This is a genomic window from Sphingomonas sp. SDUR79, from assembly GCF_056821745.1.
In genome coordinates, this window is sequence record NZ_JBPDIN010000001.1 from 3,843,652 (window position 1) to 3,861,663 (window position 18,012).

Here is an 18,012-nt window from a genome sequence, read left to right on the forward strand (position 1 = left end):
AGAAAGGATCATGTCATGGCCACAGCGACCAGTTCCTACCTTAATCGCAGCACACCCGGCGTATATATCACCGAAATCGACGCCTTCGGTTCCTCGATCGTCGGCGTGGCGACCGCAGTTCCGATCTTCATTGGCTATACCGAGTTTGCAGGCGACCCGACCTCGGGCCAGTCGCTCTACAACACGCCGGTGCAAATCTCGTCGATGACCGAGTTCAACACCTATTTCGGCGGCGCAGCGGTCCAGAATTACACGATCACCCAGACGCCGCCCCCGCCCACGCCGGTCAGCGGCGGGACGCCCACGCCGGCGCCCGTCCCCAGCTTCTACGCCAATTTCACCACTGCGGCGCCGAGCGGCAGCCCTGGGGCGAGCGGGGCGGGGATGTCGGTGGCATCGACCGGCTTCACCCTGGCGTCGACGGCGCTGCCCAATGAGCCGAACCAGTTCAACCTCTACTGGCAGATGCGGCTGTTCTTCGCCAATGGCGGCGGCAATTGCTATGTCGTGTCGGTTGGCAGCTACTGGGCGAACCAGTTCCCGACGGCGCTGCCCGATCCGGTGCCGGATGACTGGTTTCCCGGATCGATCGCGATCGGCGATCCGTCCACGCCGGGCGATGCGGGATTGCTGGTCGGCATCAACGCCGCCAGCTATGCGGTCGGGCCGACGATGCTGGTGGTGCCCGAGGCGTGCCAGCTGTCGCAGGACGATTACGCCACGATCGCCATCGCAATGCTGGCGCAGGCGAGTTCGCTTCAGGATCGGGTCGCGATCCTCGACCTGCCCGGCTGCATGACCGCGAACAGCTATGACGCGCTGGTTGCCTGCCAGAGCAATCTGTCGACTGCGATTGCGCCGCAGGTGGCGAGCGTCAGCTATGGCGTTGCCTATGCCCCCGCGCTCAATACGTCGGTGGTGACCACGTCCGACATCCTGTTCACCAATATCCAGGCGACCGGCAGCGGTGACAATTCGATCGTCAACAACATCCTGACGACCCAGGCCAACCAGCTGTATGGCGGATCGCAGCGTACAGCGATTCAGGGGGCGATTGCCGCCGCCTTCCCGCTGGGCGCGAGTTTCGGTAGCGAAAATACCGCGCAATATTCGGTCGATGCGTCTGGCTATCCCGATCCGACGGCCAACACCCCGGCGGCGCTGGCGCAGTGGCAGACCAGCCTCGACAATCTGCTGCTCAATGCGCTCCCGATCTTCTCCCAAATCGAGCAGCTGATCGCCAAGAACATGAACATCGCGCCGCCGAGCGGGTTGCTGGCGGGCGTGTGGACCAAGAGCGATGCGCAGAGCGGGGTGTGGAACGCGCCGGCCAATATCGCGCTCGCCGGGGTCAACGGGCCGCTCTACAATATGAGCGACGGGGAGCAGGCCGGGTTCAACGTGCCGACCAACGGACAGGCGATTGACGTGCTGCGCGCCCAGCCGGGCCGCGGGACGGTGGTGTGGGGTGCCCGCACGCTGGACGGCAACAGCAACGACTATCGCTATGTTCAGGTGCGCCGCACGCTGATCTATGTCGAACAGTCGATCAAGACCGCGCTGCAGTCTTATGTGTTCGCCGCGAATGACGCGACGACCTGGGCGACGGTGACCGCATCGATCTCCAGCTTCCTCACCGGCCTGTGGCAACAGGGCGGCCTGATGGGAGCCAAGTCGAGCGACGCGTTCACCGTGTCGTGCGGCCTTGGCACGACGATGACGTCGCAGAATGTGCTCGACGGCTACATGATCGTCGCGGTCACGCTCCAGATGATCCACCCGGCCGAGTTTATCGAACTCACCTTCACCCAGACGATGGGCAGCTGATCGGCGCCCGCCCACTCATTCTGACAGGAGATCGTCATGTCTGCAGAAAACACGACCTGGCCGCTGCCCAAATTCTATTTCTCGGTCACCGGCATCCCCGGAAATCCGGTGTTTCAGGAAGTCACCGGCCTCGATTCCGAGGCGCAGATCATCGAATATCGCGCCGGCAACAGCGCGATCTTTGCGCCCATCAAGATGCCCGGCCTGCAAAAGGTCGGCAACGTCACGATGAAGAAGGGCATTTTCGTCACCGACCAGACCTTGTGGACCTGGTTCAGCTCGATCGCGATGAACACGATCACGCGCTCGACCGTGGTGGTGAATTTGCTCGACGAGACCGGCGCGCCGCGCATGATCTGGACGCTCAACAATGCCTGGCCGACCAAGCTTACCGGCACCGACCTCAAGTCCGATGGAAACGAGGTCGCGGTCGAGAGTATCGAGATCGCGTACGAGACGCTCAAGGTGTCGATCGCCTGATCCAGATGACCGACACCAACTATTACCCACCGCCCGCCTTTGCCTTTGCGGTCGCGATCGCCGGATCGCAATCGCAGGGGCAGACGGCGATCGACGCCGCCTTCCAGACCGTGTCCGGCATCGACCCCAAGGTCGATATCGAGGAGGTGCAGGAAGGCGGCGTCAATTCCTATGTCCACCAGCTGCCCGGCGTCACCAAACATTCCAACCTGGTGCTGAAGCGCGGCTACGTGACGCAGAGCTCGACACTGGCGCAATGGGCCGAGCAGACGGTGGGGTCGACCTTGGGCAGCGCGATCCAGACCCAGGTGCTGATCGTCAGCCTGTTGGGGCCGAGCGGGCAACCGCTGGTCACCTGGACCTTCGACAATGCCTGGCCGGTGAAATGGGAGGTCGGACAGCTTGATTCGAAGAGCAACGACATACTGACCGAGACGCTGGAAGTGGCCTACACGACGGTCACGCGCCAGCTGGCGCAGGGATCGGGCAGTGCGAGCTGACCGCACCGGGGGAGGGTGACACATGCCATTGGAAATCAGCGAAATCGGCGTCCATATCGCGATCGGCCACGGGCCGTCGCCGACCCCGGCACCACCGGCGGGACAGTCCCCCGGGGAGCCGCCCGCTGATGCGATGACCTCGGCGCGGGTCGATGCGATCGTGCAGGCGAGCGTCCAGCAAGTGCTGCGCAACCTGCGCCTGCGTGAGGAGCGCTGACATGCCGGTAACCGCACCCGCCAAGATGGTGATCACTGCCTATTCCGACCCGGGCTTCTCGTCACAGGTCGGCGAGCCGTTCACGGTGTGGGTCAACCCGGCGAGTTATACCCACCGCACCAGCATCAGCTATAACGACCGTCAGGCCCAGGGGAGCAGCGGCCCCTCGCCCGAGTTCAACCGGGTGGCGCAGGAAGAAGTGTCGTTCGAGCTGGTGTTCGACGCGACCGGGGTGATCCCGCTGGCGCAGGGGCAGAGCTATGCCAACGGCGTGGCCGATGCGATCGCGCAGTTCACCACGCTTGCCGCGACGCTCAACGGCACGATTCACAGTCCCAATTACCTGATCCTCGCCTGGGCGCAGCTGCAGTTTCAGTGCGTTCTGGCGAGCATGAACGTGAATTACACGCTGTTCCGGCCCGACGGCACACCGCTGCGCGCGAAGGTCGCGGTGGTGTTCCAATCCTATACCAGTGAAACGCAGCTGGCGAAGGAGGAGAACAAGAACTCGCCCGACATGACGCACCTGGTCACGGTGCAGGCGGGCGATACACTGCCGCTGCTCGCCTACCAGATTTATGGCGACAGCAGCTATTATCGCGGCGTTGCCGAGTTCAACCGCCTGCTCAGCTTTCGTGACGTGCGGCCGGGCACACAGTTGCTGTTCCCGCCGCTCAGCGGAACGACCGCATGACCGCGCCGTCGCCCGACCAGCTCGCCACCGTGCCGCCGTCGTTCGAGATCAAGGTCAACGGTGCCACGCTCGATACGAGCTATCAGGTGGTCAGCATCGAGACGTGGAGCGGGGTCAACAAGCTGCCCCGCGCGCGGATCGTGATTTCCGATGGCAGCGCTGCGGACGAGAATTTCCCGATCAGCGAAAGCGCATCGCTGATCCCCGGCGTCACGCTGGCCATCTCGATCGGATACGGCTCCAGCCTGACCCAGATTTTCGGCGGGGTAATCGTTCGACAGGGGCTGGAGGCGAGCGTCGATGGCCCGTCGCGACTGGTGGTCGAGGCGAGCGACAAGGCGATGGCGATGACGATCGCGCGCCAGAACGCGATCTTCGAAAACATCACCGACAGCGCGATGATCGAAAAGCTGATCAACGCCGCCGGGGTGACGCCCAAGGTGACCAGCACCAGCACGCAATATCCGGTGATCGTGCAATATTATGCCACCGCCTGGGACCTGATGATCCTGCGCGCCCAGGCCAATTCGATGGTCGTGACCGTCGCCGACGGCACCGTCACCGTCGCGCCGCCCGATACCAGCGCCAACCCGGTTCTGAGCCTGACCTATGGTCAGTCGATCCTCGATTTCCGCGCCGATATGGACGCGCAGACCCAGATTGCGGCAAGCGCGATTTCCAGCTTTGGCTGGGACCCGGCGACGCAGGCGCTGGCCACGTCGAGCAGCGCGTCGGCGAGCGTCGCCACGCCGGGCAACATCTCGTCTGCCACGCTGGCCGGGGTGTTTGGCGTCAGCCCCTATTGGCAGCAGAGCGGCGGCGAATTGCAGCAGGCCGAACTGACCGCCTGGTCCTCGGCCGAACTGATGCTGCGCGAACTGTCCAAGATCCGCGGGCAAGTGCGGTTTCAGGGCAGCGCCTTGGCGGTGCCGGGCAGCATGGTGGCGCTGGCCGGGCTTGGCGCGCGATTCAATGGCAACGGCTATGTGTCCGGTGTCCATCACCGGCTGTCCGAAGGCTTGTGGAAGACCACGGTCGATATCGGCCTGTCCGCAGCGAGCTTTGCCGAGACCGCGGCCAATATCGCCGCACCGGGCGCATCGGGCCAGTTGCCGCCGATCAACAATCTCCAGACCGGTATCGTCAAGCAGATCGATCAGGACCCGGACGGCGAGTTTCGCGTGCTGGTGACGCTGCCGCTGCTGCAGGCGCAGGGCGGGGCGGGGGTGTGGGCGCGGTTCGGGTCCTTCTATGCCTCGAACGGGATCGGATCGAACTTCTATCCCGAGATCGGCGATGAGGTGATCCTGAGCTTCCTCAACGGCGACCCGCGTTATCCGGTGGTGCTGGGCAGCCTGTACAGCAAGGCCAACCCGCCGCCCTATCCGCCGACCTCGGGCGGCGACGCCGCGCCGAACAACATCAAGAGTTTCATGACCAAGTCGAAGCTGCACATCGACTTTATCGAGGATTCGCCGGAGCTGCTGATCACCACCCCGGCGAACCAGAGCATCAGCCTGAATGACAAGACCAAGGCGATCACGATCACCGACGCCAATGGCAACAGCATCACGATGAACGACAGCGGGATCACGCTGAAGAGCGGGTCGGACATCACCCTGACCGCGACCGGCGCGATCAAGATGAGCGCGGGCAGCGACGTGACGATCAGCGCGTCGGCCTCACTCAACGTTAGCGCGAGCGCATCGGCGCAGATCAGCGCGGACGGGCCGATGCAGATCAAGGGCGCGACGGTGGCGCTCAATCCATGAGTGGCGGATCGCGTGCCCTGCCGCCCGCGACGGTGGCGACGACCTATCCCCCGGTGGAGCCCGCGTTCCTGGGGCGCGGCTGGAGCTTTCCGCCGACCTTCAACCGCGTCTCGTGCACCGTCGCGATGGCGAGCGGGGACGCCGATATCCGCCAGAGCCTTTGGATCATCCTGTCCACGAGCCTGGGCGAGCGGGTCATGCTCCCCACCTTCGGCTGCGACCTGATCTCGAAGGTGTTCACTGCGCTGACCACCACGACCGCCAATGCGATTGCATCGATGGTGACGCGCGCGATTGTCGATTGGGAACCGCGCGTCACCGTCGAATCGGTCACCGTGACCGATGCCGAGCTGGCCGGGTGGATCGACATTTCGATCGACTATATCGTCCGCCAGACCAATTCGCGCAGCAACCTGGTCTTCCCCTTTTACCGGATGGAGGCGACGCTGCCTCCGCCGCCGTCATGAGGCGTTAGGCGGTGGCGGGGCCGCGTGCGGGGCGCATCCTCAACGACGCGACGAGCCAGCTCGACCGCGCGCGCGGTGCCCCGGATCCAGATGCGGTCGAAGTCGATGGGCGCAGTCTGGCGCAGCTGCTCGCCTTTGCCGCCGGCTATGGCGAACTGATTCGCTTCTACGACCTGAACGACCAGCCTGCGGGCGACTGGTCGGCCTTCTTCGCGGCGGACCCGACAATTGGCTATGCGATGCAGCTGGCGATCGACCTGCCCGAGGTTGAGACCGCGCTACGCGACCTGATCCGCGACGCGCGCGACCCGCGTGATCCGGATGCGCGCGGACAGCGGCTGCGACGGCTGGTCGCGGCGATCGTCCATCTGCTGGCGATCCTCGACCGCGACTGGCCCGGCGGTGGCGATGGTGAGGCGCGGCTGCGTGCCCATCGGCTGCGCGGACATCACCCGGCGCTGCATCCGCACCTTGTCCGCGTGCAGCAGCATTTGTCGCGCCACACGCTTGACGACGGGTTGCGCCATCATTTCGACGGCTGGGGACGCAGGTTGATCGACCTGATCGAAGCGTTGCTGGGCGCGTTGCTGTCGGCGGTCGAGCGCGCCCGGGGGGAGGCCGGGGACGGGCTGGTCCAGTCGCTCGAATCCGGGGATCATGCGCCGCAGGCGGCGCTCTACAATGCGTTTGCGATCCTGTTTGCCGAGCAGCGTGCGACGCTGAACTGCTTCCCGCGTCGCTTTGTCGATTTCTATTTTGGCCAGGTGCTCGACCAGCATGGACTGGCACCGCAGCCCGATACCCTGTTTCTGACCTTTACCCGTGCAAAGGATGCGCAGCAGGCGTCGGTGCCGCATGGGGCGCTGTTTAGTGCGGGGACCGACGCGGGCGGGGTGGCGATCAACTATGCCGCGCAATCTGCGCTGGAGGTGACGCCCGCGACGGTGACGCGACTGAGCGTGCACCGCATCACCCATTTGCCATGGAGCCCGGGTTCCGACCCGCTGGTGCCGACCGGGGTGCTGAGTGGCGAGGTAGAGATGAGAGCCGGGGGGCGTGCCTCCTTTCCGCTGTTCGGTGCCAATCAGGCGGGGACCTATGGCGCGCTGACGCTCAAGCGGGCCACGTTGGGCTTTTGCGTCGCCAGCCCGACCCTGATGCTGACCGCGGGAACGCGCGTGGTCGAGATCGGACTGGCCGTGTCGCGGCGCGGCGGTCCGCTTGCGCAGCAGCAGGCGGATATGGCGCAGGGCTTCGCGCTCGCCGAATTGTTGGCGCGGGCAATCGAGGCGAGCTTTCACCTCCATTATTCGACCGCCGGGGGGTGGATGGCGGTGGATCGCTTTACCGTGGCGCCGATCCCGCTGGCGGGCGGCGATGGCGCGACTTTGTTCTCGATCCTGTTCGAGCTTCCCCCGGACGCGCCGCCCCTGGTGGCGTTGTCGACTCCGCCGGCAAAGGGCGCGCCGCCGCCGACCCATGCCGCCAGCGCCTTTCCCGAAACACCCGATCAACCGGCCGTGCTGGGCGGGCTGAAATTGACCGGGGCCGAGGAGTCGGCGGCATTCGCCATCCTGTCGCAGGTCGAGATCGACGCGGTCTATGTCGATGTCACGGTAAGTGGATTCGATGCGCTGACACTGTCCACGCCCAACGGCCCGGTCGACCCGGCGCAGAATTTCGCGCTGCTTGGCCTGCCCCCGGCGCAATATGCGGCGCTGGAAATCGGCGCGCCCGAACTGTTCGCCAAGGCGATCGACCGGCTGTCGGTAACGATCGACTGGGCGGGGCTGCCCGTGACCCGGACCGGGTTCAAGGGCTATTATCAGGGCTATGTCCTTGACGCCGATGGGGTGACGGCGTCCACGCCATTGTTCGACAATGGCAGCTTCCTGGTCGCCTTCGCGGTGACCAATCCGGGGCGGTGGGACGTGGCGGCGACCCCGCAGCCGCTGTTCCGCACCGCGCCGCCGGCGGCGTCCGGCGGCGCGGACTTGCCCGTTGCCGATGCGCCCGTGTTGCGCACATCGGTGCTCAGCGTGCCGGGCGTCATTCCGATGACCGCGCCCGCTTATTACAATGCTGTCACCACCCGCCTGAGCCTGGCCCTGGTCGCGCCGAGCTATGCATTCGGCAATATCCTGTATTCGAGCAATCTGATGGCGGCGTCGGCAGCCCAGACGGCGGCGGCGGCTGCGGCGGCACGCGGTGGGCGCGGGGTGCCCGCGCCGCCCGCACCACCGCCACCGCCGCTGCCCAATCCCCCATGGCTGCCGATGGCGTCGGCGCTTTGGGTCGATTATTCGGCCTCGGCGCAGCTCGACCTGACCGTGATGCTGGACCTGCAAGCCGATGGTGTGCCCCCACCATCGGCATCGGGACCGCCGCCGCTGGAGCTGGAATTCTGGCATATCGACCCGTTCGGATCGCTGACCCCGCCGGTCGCGCCGGACAGCGGCACGGCCGGGCTGCTGCCCCGGATCGACGCCCACGCCGCGCTCTACATCGATCTGTCGGTGCAGGTGGAGCAGGTGTCGCTGCTGTTCATCCTTCAGGCCGGGCCCGATGGCTGGTGGGATGATCCGCCATCGCTGGTCTGGGAACAGGTGATCGACGGCGACTGGATGCCGCTGACCTTGTTGTGCGACACGACCCAGGGACTGCGCAACAGCGGCATCGTCACGCTGATATTGCGCGTCGATCCCGGTGGGCGACCCCGGCTGCGGGTGCGGACGCGCGGGGTGGCACGCAACGCGCCGATCGTCCAGGCGGTGATCGCCAATGCCGTGGCCGCGCAATGGGTCGGCCCGGGCGGGGCGGAGGGGCTGGGGAGCCCGTTGCCGGTCGGCACCATTCAGAAACCGGTCGATGCACTGCCCGGCGTGGCGTCGATCGATCAGCCGATGCAGTCCTTTGGCGGCCGCCCGCCTGCCACCGGGCGCGATTTCCAGATGTGGATGGCCGAGCGGCTGCGGCACAAGGGGTTCGCGATCGATGGCTGGGACTATGCCCGGATCGCGCTGGCGACGGTGCCGTCGCTGTGGCAGGTCGCGGTGGTCCCGGCGACCGACGAGAATACCGGCGCGCGGTCGCCGGGCAGCGTCTGGCTGGTCGCGGTCGCGGGACCCGAAACCCCCAATATCACCGATCCGACCACGCCTTCGATCGACCTCGCCACCCTGTCCGAAATCGGCCAGACGCTGCAGGCGACGATCAGCCCGTTCGTCCAGCTCACCGTGACCAATCCGCCCTATCTGCGGCTGAAGGTCCGCGCACAAATCAGCTTCAGCGACGAGAACACTGGGGCCTATTGGATTGAGCGGTTGCAGGGCGAACTGGTCAAATGGCTCTCGCCCTGGCCCGATCCGGCGCTCGGGCCTCGGCCGGAACGTTACTATACCCGCCGCGCCGTTTCCGAATTCATCCGGGGGCGGCCCTATGTTCGCGGCATCGACCGGTTCGACATCGCGCCCGAAAACGCCCCCCCGCGCAGCGGCTGCGTCTATTTGACCTCCGCACTGACGCATGACCTGACCGCTGCGCCCCAGACGCCCGCTGCGCTGCGCTCGCTTCAGCCGGCAATGGGGGCGGGCGCGTGACGCCGCAGCCCGCCATCCCGCGCGATCATGCGGCGAGCGCGGCGGGCAGCGACTATGCAACGCTGCGCGCCGAGGCAGTCCGACTGTCTCATGCGATGTCGCGGCAGATCTGGACAGATTATAATTACTCCGACCCCGGGGTCACGATCCTGGAGCAGCTTTGCTACGCGCTCACCGAACTCCCGTATCGCGCGGGATTTCCGGTTCCCGAATTGCTCAGCCCCCCCGCTGCGCCGCACGTCCCGTTGCGCCGCCACGGACTGATGCCTGCTGCCGCGATCTTCCCGTGCAATCCGGTGACGGCGCAAGATCTGCGCCGCGTCGTGATCGATCGGGTGCCAGGTGTGGCCAATATATGGTTCACCCCGGCGCGGGGCAGCGGCTTGCGCGGGCTTTCGGGACTGTATGACATTGCGATCCTGGCGCGCGAAGACCGAACGGAGGGTGGGCTGGGCGATCCGTGCGCGGCCAACGCGCGCCTGATCGAACAGGTCGAGCGCTGCTATCGTCGTCATCGCGCGCTGTGCGAGGATGTGCGCAACACGATCGTGCTGACCCCGGTCGATACCGTCGTCCACGCCCGTGCCCAGATCGCGGACGGCGCCGATCCCAATGAGACGCTGGCGGCGGCGCTGTTCGCGCTGGGACTGACGCTCGCGCCCGAGCCAAAGCGACAATCGCTCGATGAACGGATGGCGGCGGATGCGTCAACGTCGCAGCTGTTCGCCGGGCCACGGATGCTGCGCGGATTCATCGATGATGCATGGCTTGGCCCGCTGCCACGCAAGCTGCCGGTGGAGCAGTTGTTGCAGGTGCTGGCCGAGACGCCGGGGATTGTTGCGGTCGACACGCTGTCGGTCGAGGTGAGCGGCGCGCAGCGCCATGTGTCGCAAGGCGAAATGATGCGCGCGCCGCCCCATGGCGTGTTCGCGCTCCAGCCAGCGGGGCGGAGCGGCGATTTCACCATTCATCTCTATCGCGATTATGCCCGCTGCCATCCCGATCCGGTGCGCGTTCGGCGCAAGCTCGACCAGCTCTGGGCCGAACATCGTCGAACCTATCCGCTGCGCCGCGAAGTGGCTGCGCGGTTCGGCCCGCCCGCTGCGGATTATCGCGATCTTGCGGAATACACGTCGGTTCAGCGCCAATTCCCCAATGTCTATGGCATCAACGATGCCGGGCTGACGGCCGATGCGAGTGCGATGCGCGCGGCCCAGGCAAAGCAGCTCAAGGGCTATCTGATGCCGTTCGACCAGATGATGGCCGACGGGTTCAGCCAGATCGCATTGCTGCGCGAGCTGTTTTCGATCGGGACCGGCGGCGACGCCACCTATGCCTGGCAATCGTTGCGCGCCATCGTCCCCGACGTCGATCCGTTGCTGGAGCCGGGCTATGAGGCCGGGCTGGCCCAACTGGTCGCCGATGCCGATCCGGTGGCAGTGCGACAGGGGGCGATCCTCGACCTGATGCTCTCGCTTTACGCGCAGAAGGTGAGCGGCCCCTATGGCACCGACATGGCCGGGGCGAGCGCGCGCGAGCAACGCCAGCTGCTCGCCGCGAAGCGGGCAATGTTGCGCCATGTCGTCAGCCTCAGCGCCGATCGCGGGCGCGGCGCGGACTATCGCCGCCCGCATTCGGCGCATGGCGTGTCCGGGATGGAACGGCTGAGCAAGGTACAACTCGGCCTGCTCGACGCGGTGACCGCCGATGACGGGGACAGCCCTGCGCGCCAAGACGATGGTTGGTCGCTGGTCGACGATCCGGACGAGAGCGACTTCGGGGTCCGGTTGCCCCCGGAAACCTGGCCCTCGCTGGAACGGCTGTTCAAGCCGGTCGCGCCCTTTTTCGGCCCGGATGGCGAACAGGCGGCGTCGGATCAATCGCTGCTGGCCGGGCGCAGTGTCGCAACGCCGCTGGCCCAGGCACTGGCCGATCCCGACCGCTATCGCATCGGCAGGGCGGATGGCGAGGCGACCATCGTCGTCGTGGTCGTCGACGCCAGCGGCGGCTGGTGGTGGCTGGGCGAGCATGGCGACGAGGCGGAGGCGCACGCAGTGATCCGCCGCCTTCTGGATGACAGTCGCCGTCCGGGCCGGCATCGCCGCGAGGACCGCCACCGCCATGCTGCCAGGCTGCGTGTCGTCGACTGGATCCTGCTGCGCTCCGCGATGCTGGGGGATGCGCGGGGCGGCGAACATTATAATTTCCGCGTGACGGCGGTGGTATCGGCGACCCGAGCTGAGCGCGACGGCCATGCATGGCGGCGCGAGGCCGAGACGATCCTGCGCCAGAATGCGCCAGCGCATGTCGTACTCGATTGCCTGTTTTTCGACGATCACGCGATGGAGCGTTTCGAGGCGCTCTATGACAGTTGGCGCGCGGCGATGCGCCACTGCCATCAGGGGCGGCTCGTGCGCACGAGCCGGGAGCTGGCTGAGTTCCTGACCCGGGCAATCGAAGGGCCGGAGCCGACGCCAGCGCCCACGCCGACGCCTGCGCCCGATCCGACACCCCCACCGTCGCCAACGCCGGTGCCTGATCCGACGCCGCCACCGCCGACGCCGCAGCCCACGCCCGACCCAACGCCCCCGCCGGTCCCACCGCCGACGCCCGTACCGACTCCGCCGCCGACACCCGCGCCGCCGCCGCCCGATCCCACGCCGACACCCGATCCGCATCCGGTCTGGGACTGGCTCAAATGGCTCTGGCAGACCTGGCTGTGGCCGATCCTGTCTGCGCTGCTCATTTGGCGCTGGCTGGGCAAGCGGCGCCCCGAGCCGTCTCCGCCTCCGGAGCCGACTGCGGCCCCGCCGCCACCGGCCACGCCGTTACCCGTGCCTCCTCCACCCACGCCAACCCCGCGCCCGGAGCCGACGCCCATGCCGACCCCAACCCCAACGCCAACGCCCACCCCCACCCCCACCCCCACCCCTGCGTCCACGCCGTCCAACCTGCTGCCGGGCACGCTCGCCGCAGCGCCGGCGGGCGCGCCGGGGTTCGACTGCGACACCGTGCTGACGGCGAGCAGCGCGGCGAGCTTCGTCGAGGCCGGGTTCGATTTCGCAGTGCGTTACGTGCCGCGCACCTTCGTTGCCACGCCCGGCAACGCACAGGGCAATCTGACCACGCCGGAGGCCGTGGCGATCCTGGGCGCGGGCCTGGCGCTGATGGTCGTGCAGCATGTCGCGGCGTCGCCCTGGACGCCGAGCCAGTCCTTGGGCGACAGCTGTGGTAGCTATGCCGCTGCCAATGCGCAGGAGATCGGCCTGCCGCCCGGCATGATCCTGTGGGTCGACCTGGAGGGGGTGACATCGGGCACGCCGGCGTCGACCACTACCGCCTATTGCCAGGCCTGGGCCGACCAGGTGAGCGCTGCCGGCTATGTCCCCGGCGTCTATATCGGCGCAAACACCGGCCTTTCGGCGAGCGAGATCGAGGCGCTGCCGTTCGACTATTACTGGCAATCGGGCAGCACCGTCCCGGCGCTCAACCAGACCGGCTATTGCATGGTTCAGTCGATCAGCAGCAGCTATGTCGTCGATGGGGTCGCCTATGATCTGGACGTCGTCCAGTCCGATCTGGACGGCAAGACGCCGGTCTGGCTGGCTCCCAAATGACCATCTTCATTTCGATCGCCGCCTATCGCGACCCCGAATTAATCCCGACGATCAACGACTGTCTGGCGCGGGCACGCTGGCCCGACCAGCTGCGCTTTGGGGTTTGCCGGCAGCATGGCCCGGACGAAGCGCCGCCGCCTGTACTCGACAATGGGCGTATGCGGGTGATCGATGTGCCGTGGGAGGCGAGCCAGGGCGCGTGCTGGGCGCGCGCGCAGTGCATGTCGCTTTATGATGGCGAGGACTGGTTTCTGCAGCTCGATTCGCATCACCGGTTCGCGCAGGACTGGGACGCCATCCTGATCGATCAGGCCGCGCGCAGCGGATCGGCGCTGCCGCTGATCACCGCTTATGCCCCAGCCTATGATCCGGCGGTGCCCGTTCCGGCGCGCGAACAGCCAACGGTGATGCGGTTCGACCGCTTCACGCCGGAGGGGATCGCGTTGTGCCAGTTCGGCCCGGTGGCCGAAAAGCCGGACGGAGCGCCGATCCGCGCGCGCTTCCTGTCCGCGCACCTGCTGTTCGCGCCGGGGCGCTTCGTGTCGGATGTGCCCTATGACCCCGATCTCTATTTCATCGGCGAGGAGATCAGCCTCGCGATCCGGGCCTTCACCCATGGCTATGACCTGCTCCACCCGGGCCAGCATGTCGCGTGGCACGAATATACCCGCAAGCATCGCAGCAAGCATTGGGACGATCATCGCGCCGAGCGCGGGGTCGCGACCCCATGGCATGCGCGCGATGCGGCGAGCCTCGACAAGGTGCGTCGATTCCTCGCCGCGCCGGAAGTCGGGCCGTTCGGGTGCGGCACCGCGCGCAGCTTCGCCGATTATGAGGCCTATTCGGGCATTATCTTCCGCCGCCGCCATGCCAGCCGCGCGGCGCGGCGCGGGGAAGAGCCGCAGCCGGCGGTCGCGCGCGCGTCGGCGCGGGACTGGACGGTGCGGGTGTCGCTCGGACGGTCGGCGCTGCCCGACGCGGCGCTGCGCCACCCGCTCTTCTGGTATGTCGGATTTCACGACGCGCAGGGCAACGAGATTGCGCGCGACGACGCCGGTCGCGCGGAAATGCACGCGCTGTTGACCACAAGCGACGGCCCGATCCGGATCGAGCGGCGCTTTGCCTCGACCCAGCCCCCCGCGCGCTGGACAATCTGGCCGGTCGACCGGCGCGGCCAATGGCTCGACCGCATCGAGGGCGCGATCGAGCGGGCGGGGGAGCAGCCGGTGATCGAGGTCAACGCATGAGCATCTTCGTTTCGATTGCGGCGTATCGCGACCCGGACCTGCTGGCGACGATCCGCGACTGTGTGGCCAAGGCGCGCTGGCCCGACCGACTGCGTTTTGGCGTGTGCTGGCAGCATGGTCCCGGCGAGCCGCGACCGCCGAAGCTGCGCGGGCGCGTCCGACTGATCGATGTGCCGTGGCAGGAGAGTGAGGGGGCGTGCTGGGCACGGGCGCAGTGCATGTCGCTCTATGACGGCGAGGACTGGTTCCTCCAGCTCGATTCCCACCACCGCTTTGCGCAGGACTGGGACGCGATCCTGATGGATCAGGCGGAGCGCAGCGGCGCGGCGCTGCCGCTGCTGACCACCTATGGCCGCCCGTTCGACCCGGCCGCACCGCTGCCCGGACCGATGCCGACCAGCATTGCGCTGCACAGCTTTCGCCGCGACGGCCTGCCGGTGGCGCAATGCGTGGAACAGCCTGACTGGCCGACGGACAGCGGCCCGGCGCGGGCGCGGCTGTTGTCGGCGCATTTGTTGTTCGCGCCTGGCCGGTTCGTGGCGGACGTGCCTTATGACCCGCAACTCTATTTCCATGGGGAGGAAATCAGCCTCGCGATCCGTGCCTTCACGCACGGATATGACCTGTTCCATCCCGGCGCGCATGTGCTGTGGCATCAGGAACCCCGGCGCAAGACGCCGCTGCACTGGGACGATCATGTCGCGGCGGAACGGGTCGCGGTGACCGCAGCGGCGCGCGACGCGGCGAGCGTCGCCAAGGTGCGCCGCTTCCTGCTCGATCCCGACATCGGCCCGCTTGCCTGCGGCACGGCGCGCAGCTTTGCACACTATGAAGCCTGGGCCGGGATCAGCTTCCGGCGGCGCTATGCCTGTCCGGCCGCGCGTCGCGGCGATCCGCCCGCCACGCCGCCCCCGCCGGGCTCGGGCCAGCTCAAGGCCTGGGCGGTGCGTATCCGGATCGACCGGTCGGCATTGGCCGCTCCCGCGCTGGATCGGCCGAGCTTCTGGTATGTCGGGTTCCATGACGAGGCCGATGTCGAGCTGGCGCGCGCCGATGCACGGCCGGCCGAGATCAGCGAAGCGCTGGCGGCGAGCGACGGCGAGATCGTGCTGGACCGGCTGTTCCACGCTTCGCACCCGCCGCGCAGCTGGACGATCTGGCCGACCGACCGCCAGGGCCGCTGGCTCGGCAAGGTTTCGGGGCCAGCGGAAGTGCGGTGCGTCTCATGAGCAGCATAGGGGAACGTCATGGGTGATCAGGTCACAGGCCAGCGCGCGGCACCGGTCGCCCGCGCCGCGGAGCAGGGCAAGGCGACTGCGGGTCCGATGGGCGGGGCATTGGTTCAGCTTGCCTCGACGCTCAACGCCGCGCCGCCGGTGCAGCGCCTGGCACAGCGCGCGGCGAACCGCACCGGGCTTCCGGATCATGTCAAAGGCGGGGTCGAGGCGCTGTCGGGGATGTCGCTGGACCATGTGCGGGTGCACTATAATTCGCCCAAGCCAGCGCAGCTCAACGCCCACGCCTATGCGCAGGGCAGCGATATTCATGTCGCGCCGGGACAGGCGCATCATGTGCCGCACGAGGCATGGCATGTCGTCCAGCAGGCGCAGGGCCGGGTCCGCGCAACCACGCAGCTCAAGGGCGGAATGACGCTCAACGACGATTCCGGTCTTGAGCGGGAAGCCGATCGCATGGGCGCGCTGGCGGTTCAGCAGTCGGCGGTGGCTGGGGCGGCGGACGCTGCTGTAACGCAGCGTGTTCCTGCATCCCCGGTTGCGCAGCGGCAGGTGATCCAGGCGGTGCGCAGCGTCGCCGAGTTCCAGACCCAGACCCCCGCTCGCTTTCTGCGCCCGCGCAATCAGGTAGCGCAAATCGACGGCGCGCTGCACACCTACATCACGGCAGGAGCGGGGAAGGGCGTGGCGGGCACGGCGCTCCTCATCGTGCTGAACGCCTATATCGGTGCGCCGGGGCGGCTGCCCGCGCGCGTCGCCGTCGCCACGCAACTGCGGACAGAGGTCAATGCGGAGATGCCGCTGGTCAACGCGCTCGGCGCGCATGCCGGGCTGACGGACGCGTTGATCCGTCAGGTGGGGGGCGTCGCCAATATCGGGCACGCCATCACCCTCGCCAATACGCTAACCCCGGCGCATGCTGGACTCCTGCCCCAGCTGTTCGCCATCGCGACCCCGCACCTTGCGACACTCGACCTGTTGATCCAGCATATCCTGCCCGCCAATGCGCACCTGCTGGTCGGCATGATCCCAGTGGCGGGCGGAGCTGGTCAGCTCGCCAACCTCGACACCGTCGTCCAGAACGCCACGGGCGCGCATGCGCTGGCGCTCTACACGCTGCTTCCCGGGGTGATCGCGGCGGGCCTTCCGGCGCTGTCCAACCTGATTGTCGCGGCGGGTGCGGCGCAGATGCCGGTACTTCAGACGATGATTGCGGATGCGGGCGGCCATGCTTCGATTCCCGCCCTCACTGGAGCGATCAATCTGAATCATGGGGGGAACGGCAATCTCGCAATCGCGCTGACCCAGCGCGCCGGCGGCAATGCAGTCCGATTTGCTGAGCTGGTCGCGCCCCTGCCGCATTTCGAGCGGCAGGGGCCGCCGGGCGTGCCGGTTGGCATTGCGCTTGCCCTAAATGCGTATAACGCTGCCGCGCTGGGCGGCGAGGTGCCGATCCCGCACCATCGCCGTATCGGACAGGTCGCATGGGCGCATTTCCTGCAACGGCATACGCTGCGCTATTTCGACTTCGGTGCGATCAGCCCGGTCAATGATCAATGGCCGTTTATCGGCGGTGCCGCAGACGGGGGCGTCGAAAACCTTGTCATTGACGGACTTCAGACGTTGCGCGCCGGTGCGGCGGCTAACAATTGGTGGCTGAGCCCCAATAATCCGCAGCATGTGGTTGCCGGGGCCTTCACCGCACAAATGGGAACCCAGGCTGGCGGGCCGCTAATCGGTGGCGTTGGGAGCACCATTCTGGGCCAACTCTATCCAGTACATGGCTTGGGCATCCATCGGCTGAACGCAGCCGATATGGCAGCAATTCAACAGCTTCTGTAACCGCGGGAGATCAGACCATGAATGCGCATTTCCGGATATTTGTGCCGACAACCGCGGCGTTCGTCAGCGAAATCGACCTGGCCGAACCATCGGTCGCGCAAGCCGAACTGTTCGCCCGTCTGGCCAATTTCGAGGGCGAGATCGTCATCGTCGATGGCCAGTCCCAGCTGGTTGTGCCCGGCGCGCTGGAGGCGTGGGCGCAGAATCTCTGCTTCGACGCAATGACGCGGGCGCTGGCGGGGGAGAGCAGCCAATTCGCCAATTTCAGCGGTCCTGGCAGTATTCAAATTCAGCCTGAGGGCGATCGGGTGCGCCTGACCCCCGATGATGGTTCGGCTGCGGCCTTCCCGCTCGCGACGCTCGCCCCGGCACTGGTCGGATGCGGGGGCCGCATTCTCGACTGGGCGCGGGCCCGCAAGCTAGACGATCCCGCCTATCTCGCCAATCTCGACTATATCGAAGCGTTTCGGCGGCAGGCCGAAGCGGCGTTGAAGTGAACGGAGACGTTCGAACCA

13 protein-coding genes are annotated in these 18,012 nt (G+C 66.9%); all 13 read left to right on the forward strand.

The genetic code is table 11. The features are described from left to right. Positions 1 to 15: 15 nt before the first annotated feature. Genes ACRYLO_RS18820 through ACRYLO_RS18880 form a run of 13 tightly spaced genes read left to right on the forward strand, consistent with a single transcriptional unit; the run spans position 16 to position 17,994 of the window. Positions 16 to 1,827 (forward strand): phage tail sheath family protein, encoded by a 1,812-nt coding sequence (locus ACRYLO_RS18820; protein ID WP_482661578.1) that lies wholly within the window; start codon positions 16 to 18, stop codon positions 1,825 to 1,827. A 36-nt stretch (positions 1,828 to 1,863) separates the two neighbouring features. Continuing rightward, positions 1,864 to 2,307, forward strand: coding sequence for a phage tail protein (locus ACRYLO_RS18825; RefSeq protein WP_482661579.1), 444 nt, complete (start codon positions 1,864 to 1,866; stop codon positions 2,305 to 2,307). 5 nt (positions 2,308 to 2,312) lie between these two features. Beyond that, positions 2,313 to 2,807 (forward strand): phage tail protein, encoded by a 495-nt coding sequence (locus ACRYLO_RS18830; RefSeq protein WP_482661580.1) that lies wholly within the window; start codon positions 2,313 to 2,315, stop codon positions 2,805 to 2,807. Positions 2,808 to 2,829: 22 nt separating this feature from the next. Then, entirely contained in the window at positions 2,830 to 3,024 is a 195-nt protein-coding gene (locus ACRYLO_RS18835) for a DUF5908 family protein (protein ID WP_482661581.1), read from the forward strand. A gap of 1 nt (position 3,025) precedes the next feature. Continuing rightward, positions 3,026 to 3,718, forward strand: a complete 693-nt coding sequence (locus ACRYLO_RS18840) for a CIS tube protein (protein WP_482661582.1) — start codon at positions 3,026 to 3,028, stop codon at positions 3,716 to 3,718. Then, the gene (vgrG, locus tag ACRYLO_RS18845) at positions 3,715 to 5,490 is read left to right on the forward strand and encodes a type VI secretion system tip protein VgrG (protein ID WP_482661583.1); all 1,776 of its coding nucleotides are present in this window, start codon (positions 3,715 to 3,717) and stop codon (positions 5,488 to 5,490) included. The genes ACRYLO_RS18840 and vgrG overlap by 4 nt, the downstream gene beginning before the upstream one ends. Beyond that, positions 5,487 to 5,957 carry a GPW/gp25 family protein gene (locus ACRYLO_RS18850; protein ID WP_482661584.1) on the forward strand — a complete coding sequence of 157 codons (471 nt, stop codon included), beginning with the start codon at positions 5,487 to 5,489 and terminating at the stop codon, positions 5,955 to 5,957. Before vgrG ends, ACRYLO_RS18850 begins: the two co-directional genes overlap by 4 nt. A gap of 11 nt (positions 5,958 to 5,968) precedes the next feature. Next, on the forward strand, positions 5,969 to 9,556 hold the full coding sequence (locus ACRYLO_RS18855; RefSeq protein ID WP_482661585.1) for a hypothetical protein: 3,588 nt from the start codon (positions 5,969 to 5,971) through the stop codon (positions 9,554 to 9,556). Next, a complete protein-coding gene (locus ACRYLO_RS18860) occupies positions 9,553 to 13,173 on the forward strand; it encodes a DUF1906 domain-containing protein (protein ID WP_482661586.1) in 3,621 nt (1,206 codons plus the stop codon). Before ACRYLO_RS18855 ends, ACRYLO_RS18860 begins: the two co-directional genes overlap by 4 nt. After that, a complete protein-coding gene (locus ACRYLO_RS18865) occupies positions 13,170 to 14,420 on the forward strand; it encodes a GlcNAc-transferase family protein (RefSeq protein WP_482661587.1) in 1,251 nt (416 codons plus the stop codon). The genes ACRYLO_RS18860 and ACRYLO_RS18865 overlap by 4 nt, the downstream gene beginning before the upstream one ends. Next, the gene (locus ACRYLO_RS18870; RefSeq protein WP_482661588.1) at positions 14,417 to 15,649 is read left to right on the forward strand and encodes a GlcNAc-transferase family protein; all 1,233 of its coding nucleotides are present in this window, start codon (positions 14,417 to 14,419) and stop codon (positions 15,647 to 15,649) included. Before ACRYLO_RS18865 ends, ACRYLO_RS18870 begins: the two co-directional genes overlap by 4 nt. Before the next feature lie 18 nt (positions 15,650 to 15,667). Continuing rightward, positions 15,668 to 17,497 (forward strand): eCIS core domain-containing protein, encoded by a 1,830-nt coding sequence (locus ACRYLO_RS18875; protein ID WP_482661589.1) that lies wholly within the window; start codon positions 15,668 to 15,670, stop codon positions 17,495 to 17,497. Between the two features lie 17 nt (positions 17,498 to 17,514). Beyond that, positions 17,515 to 17,994 (forward strand): hypothetical protein, encoded by a 480-nt coding sequence (locus tag ACRYLO_RS18880; protein ID WP_482661590.1) that lies wholly within the window; start codon positions 17,515 to 17,517, stop codon positions 17,992 to 17,994. Positions 17,995 to 18,012: the final 18 nt, after the last annotated feature.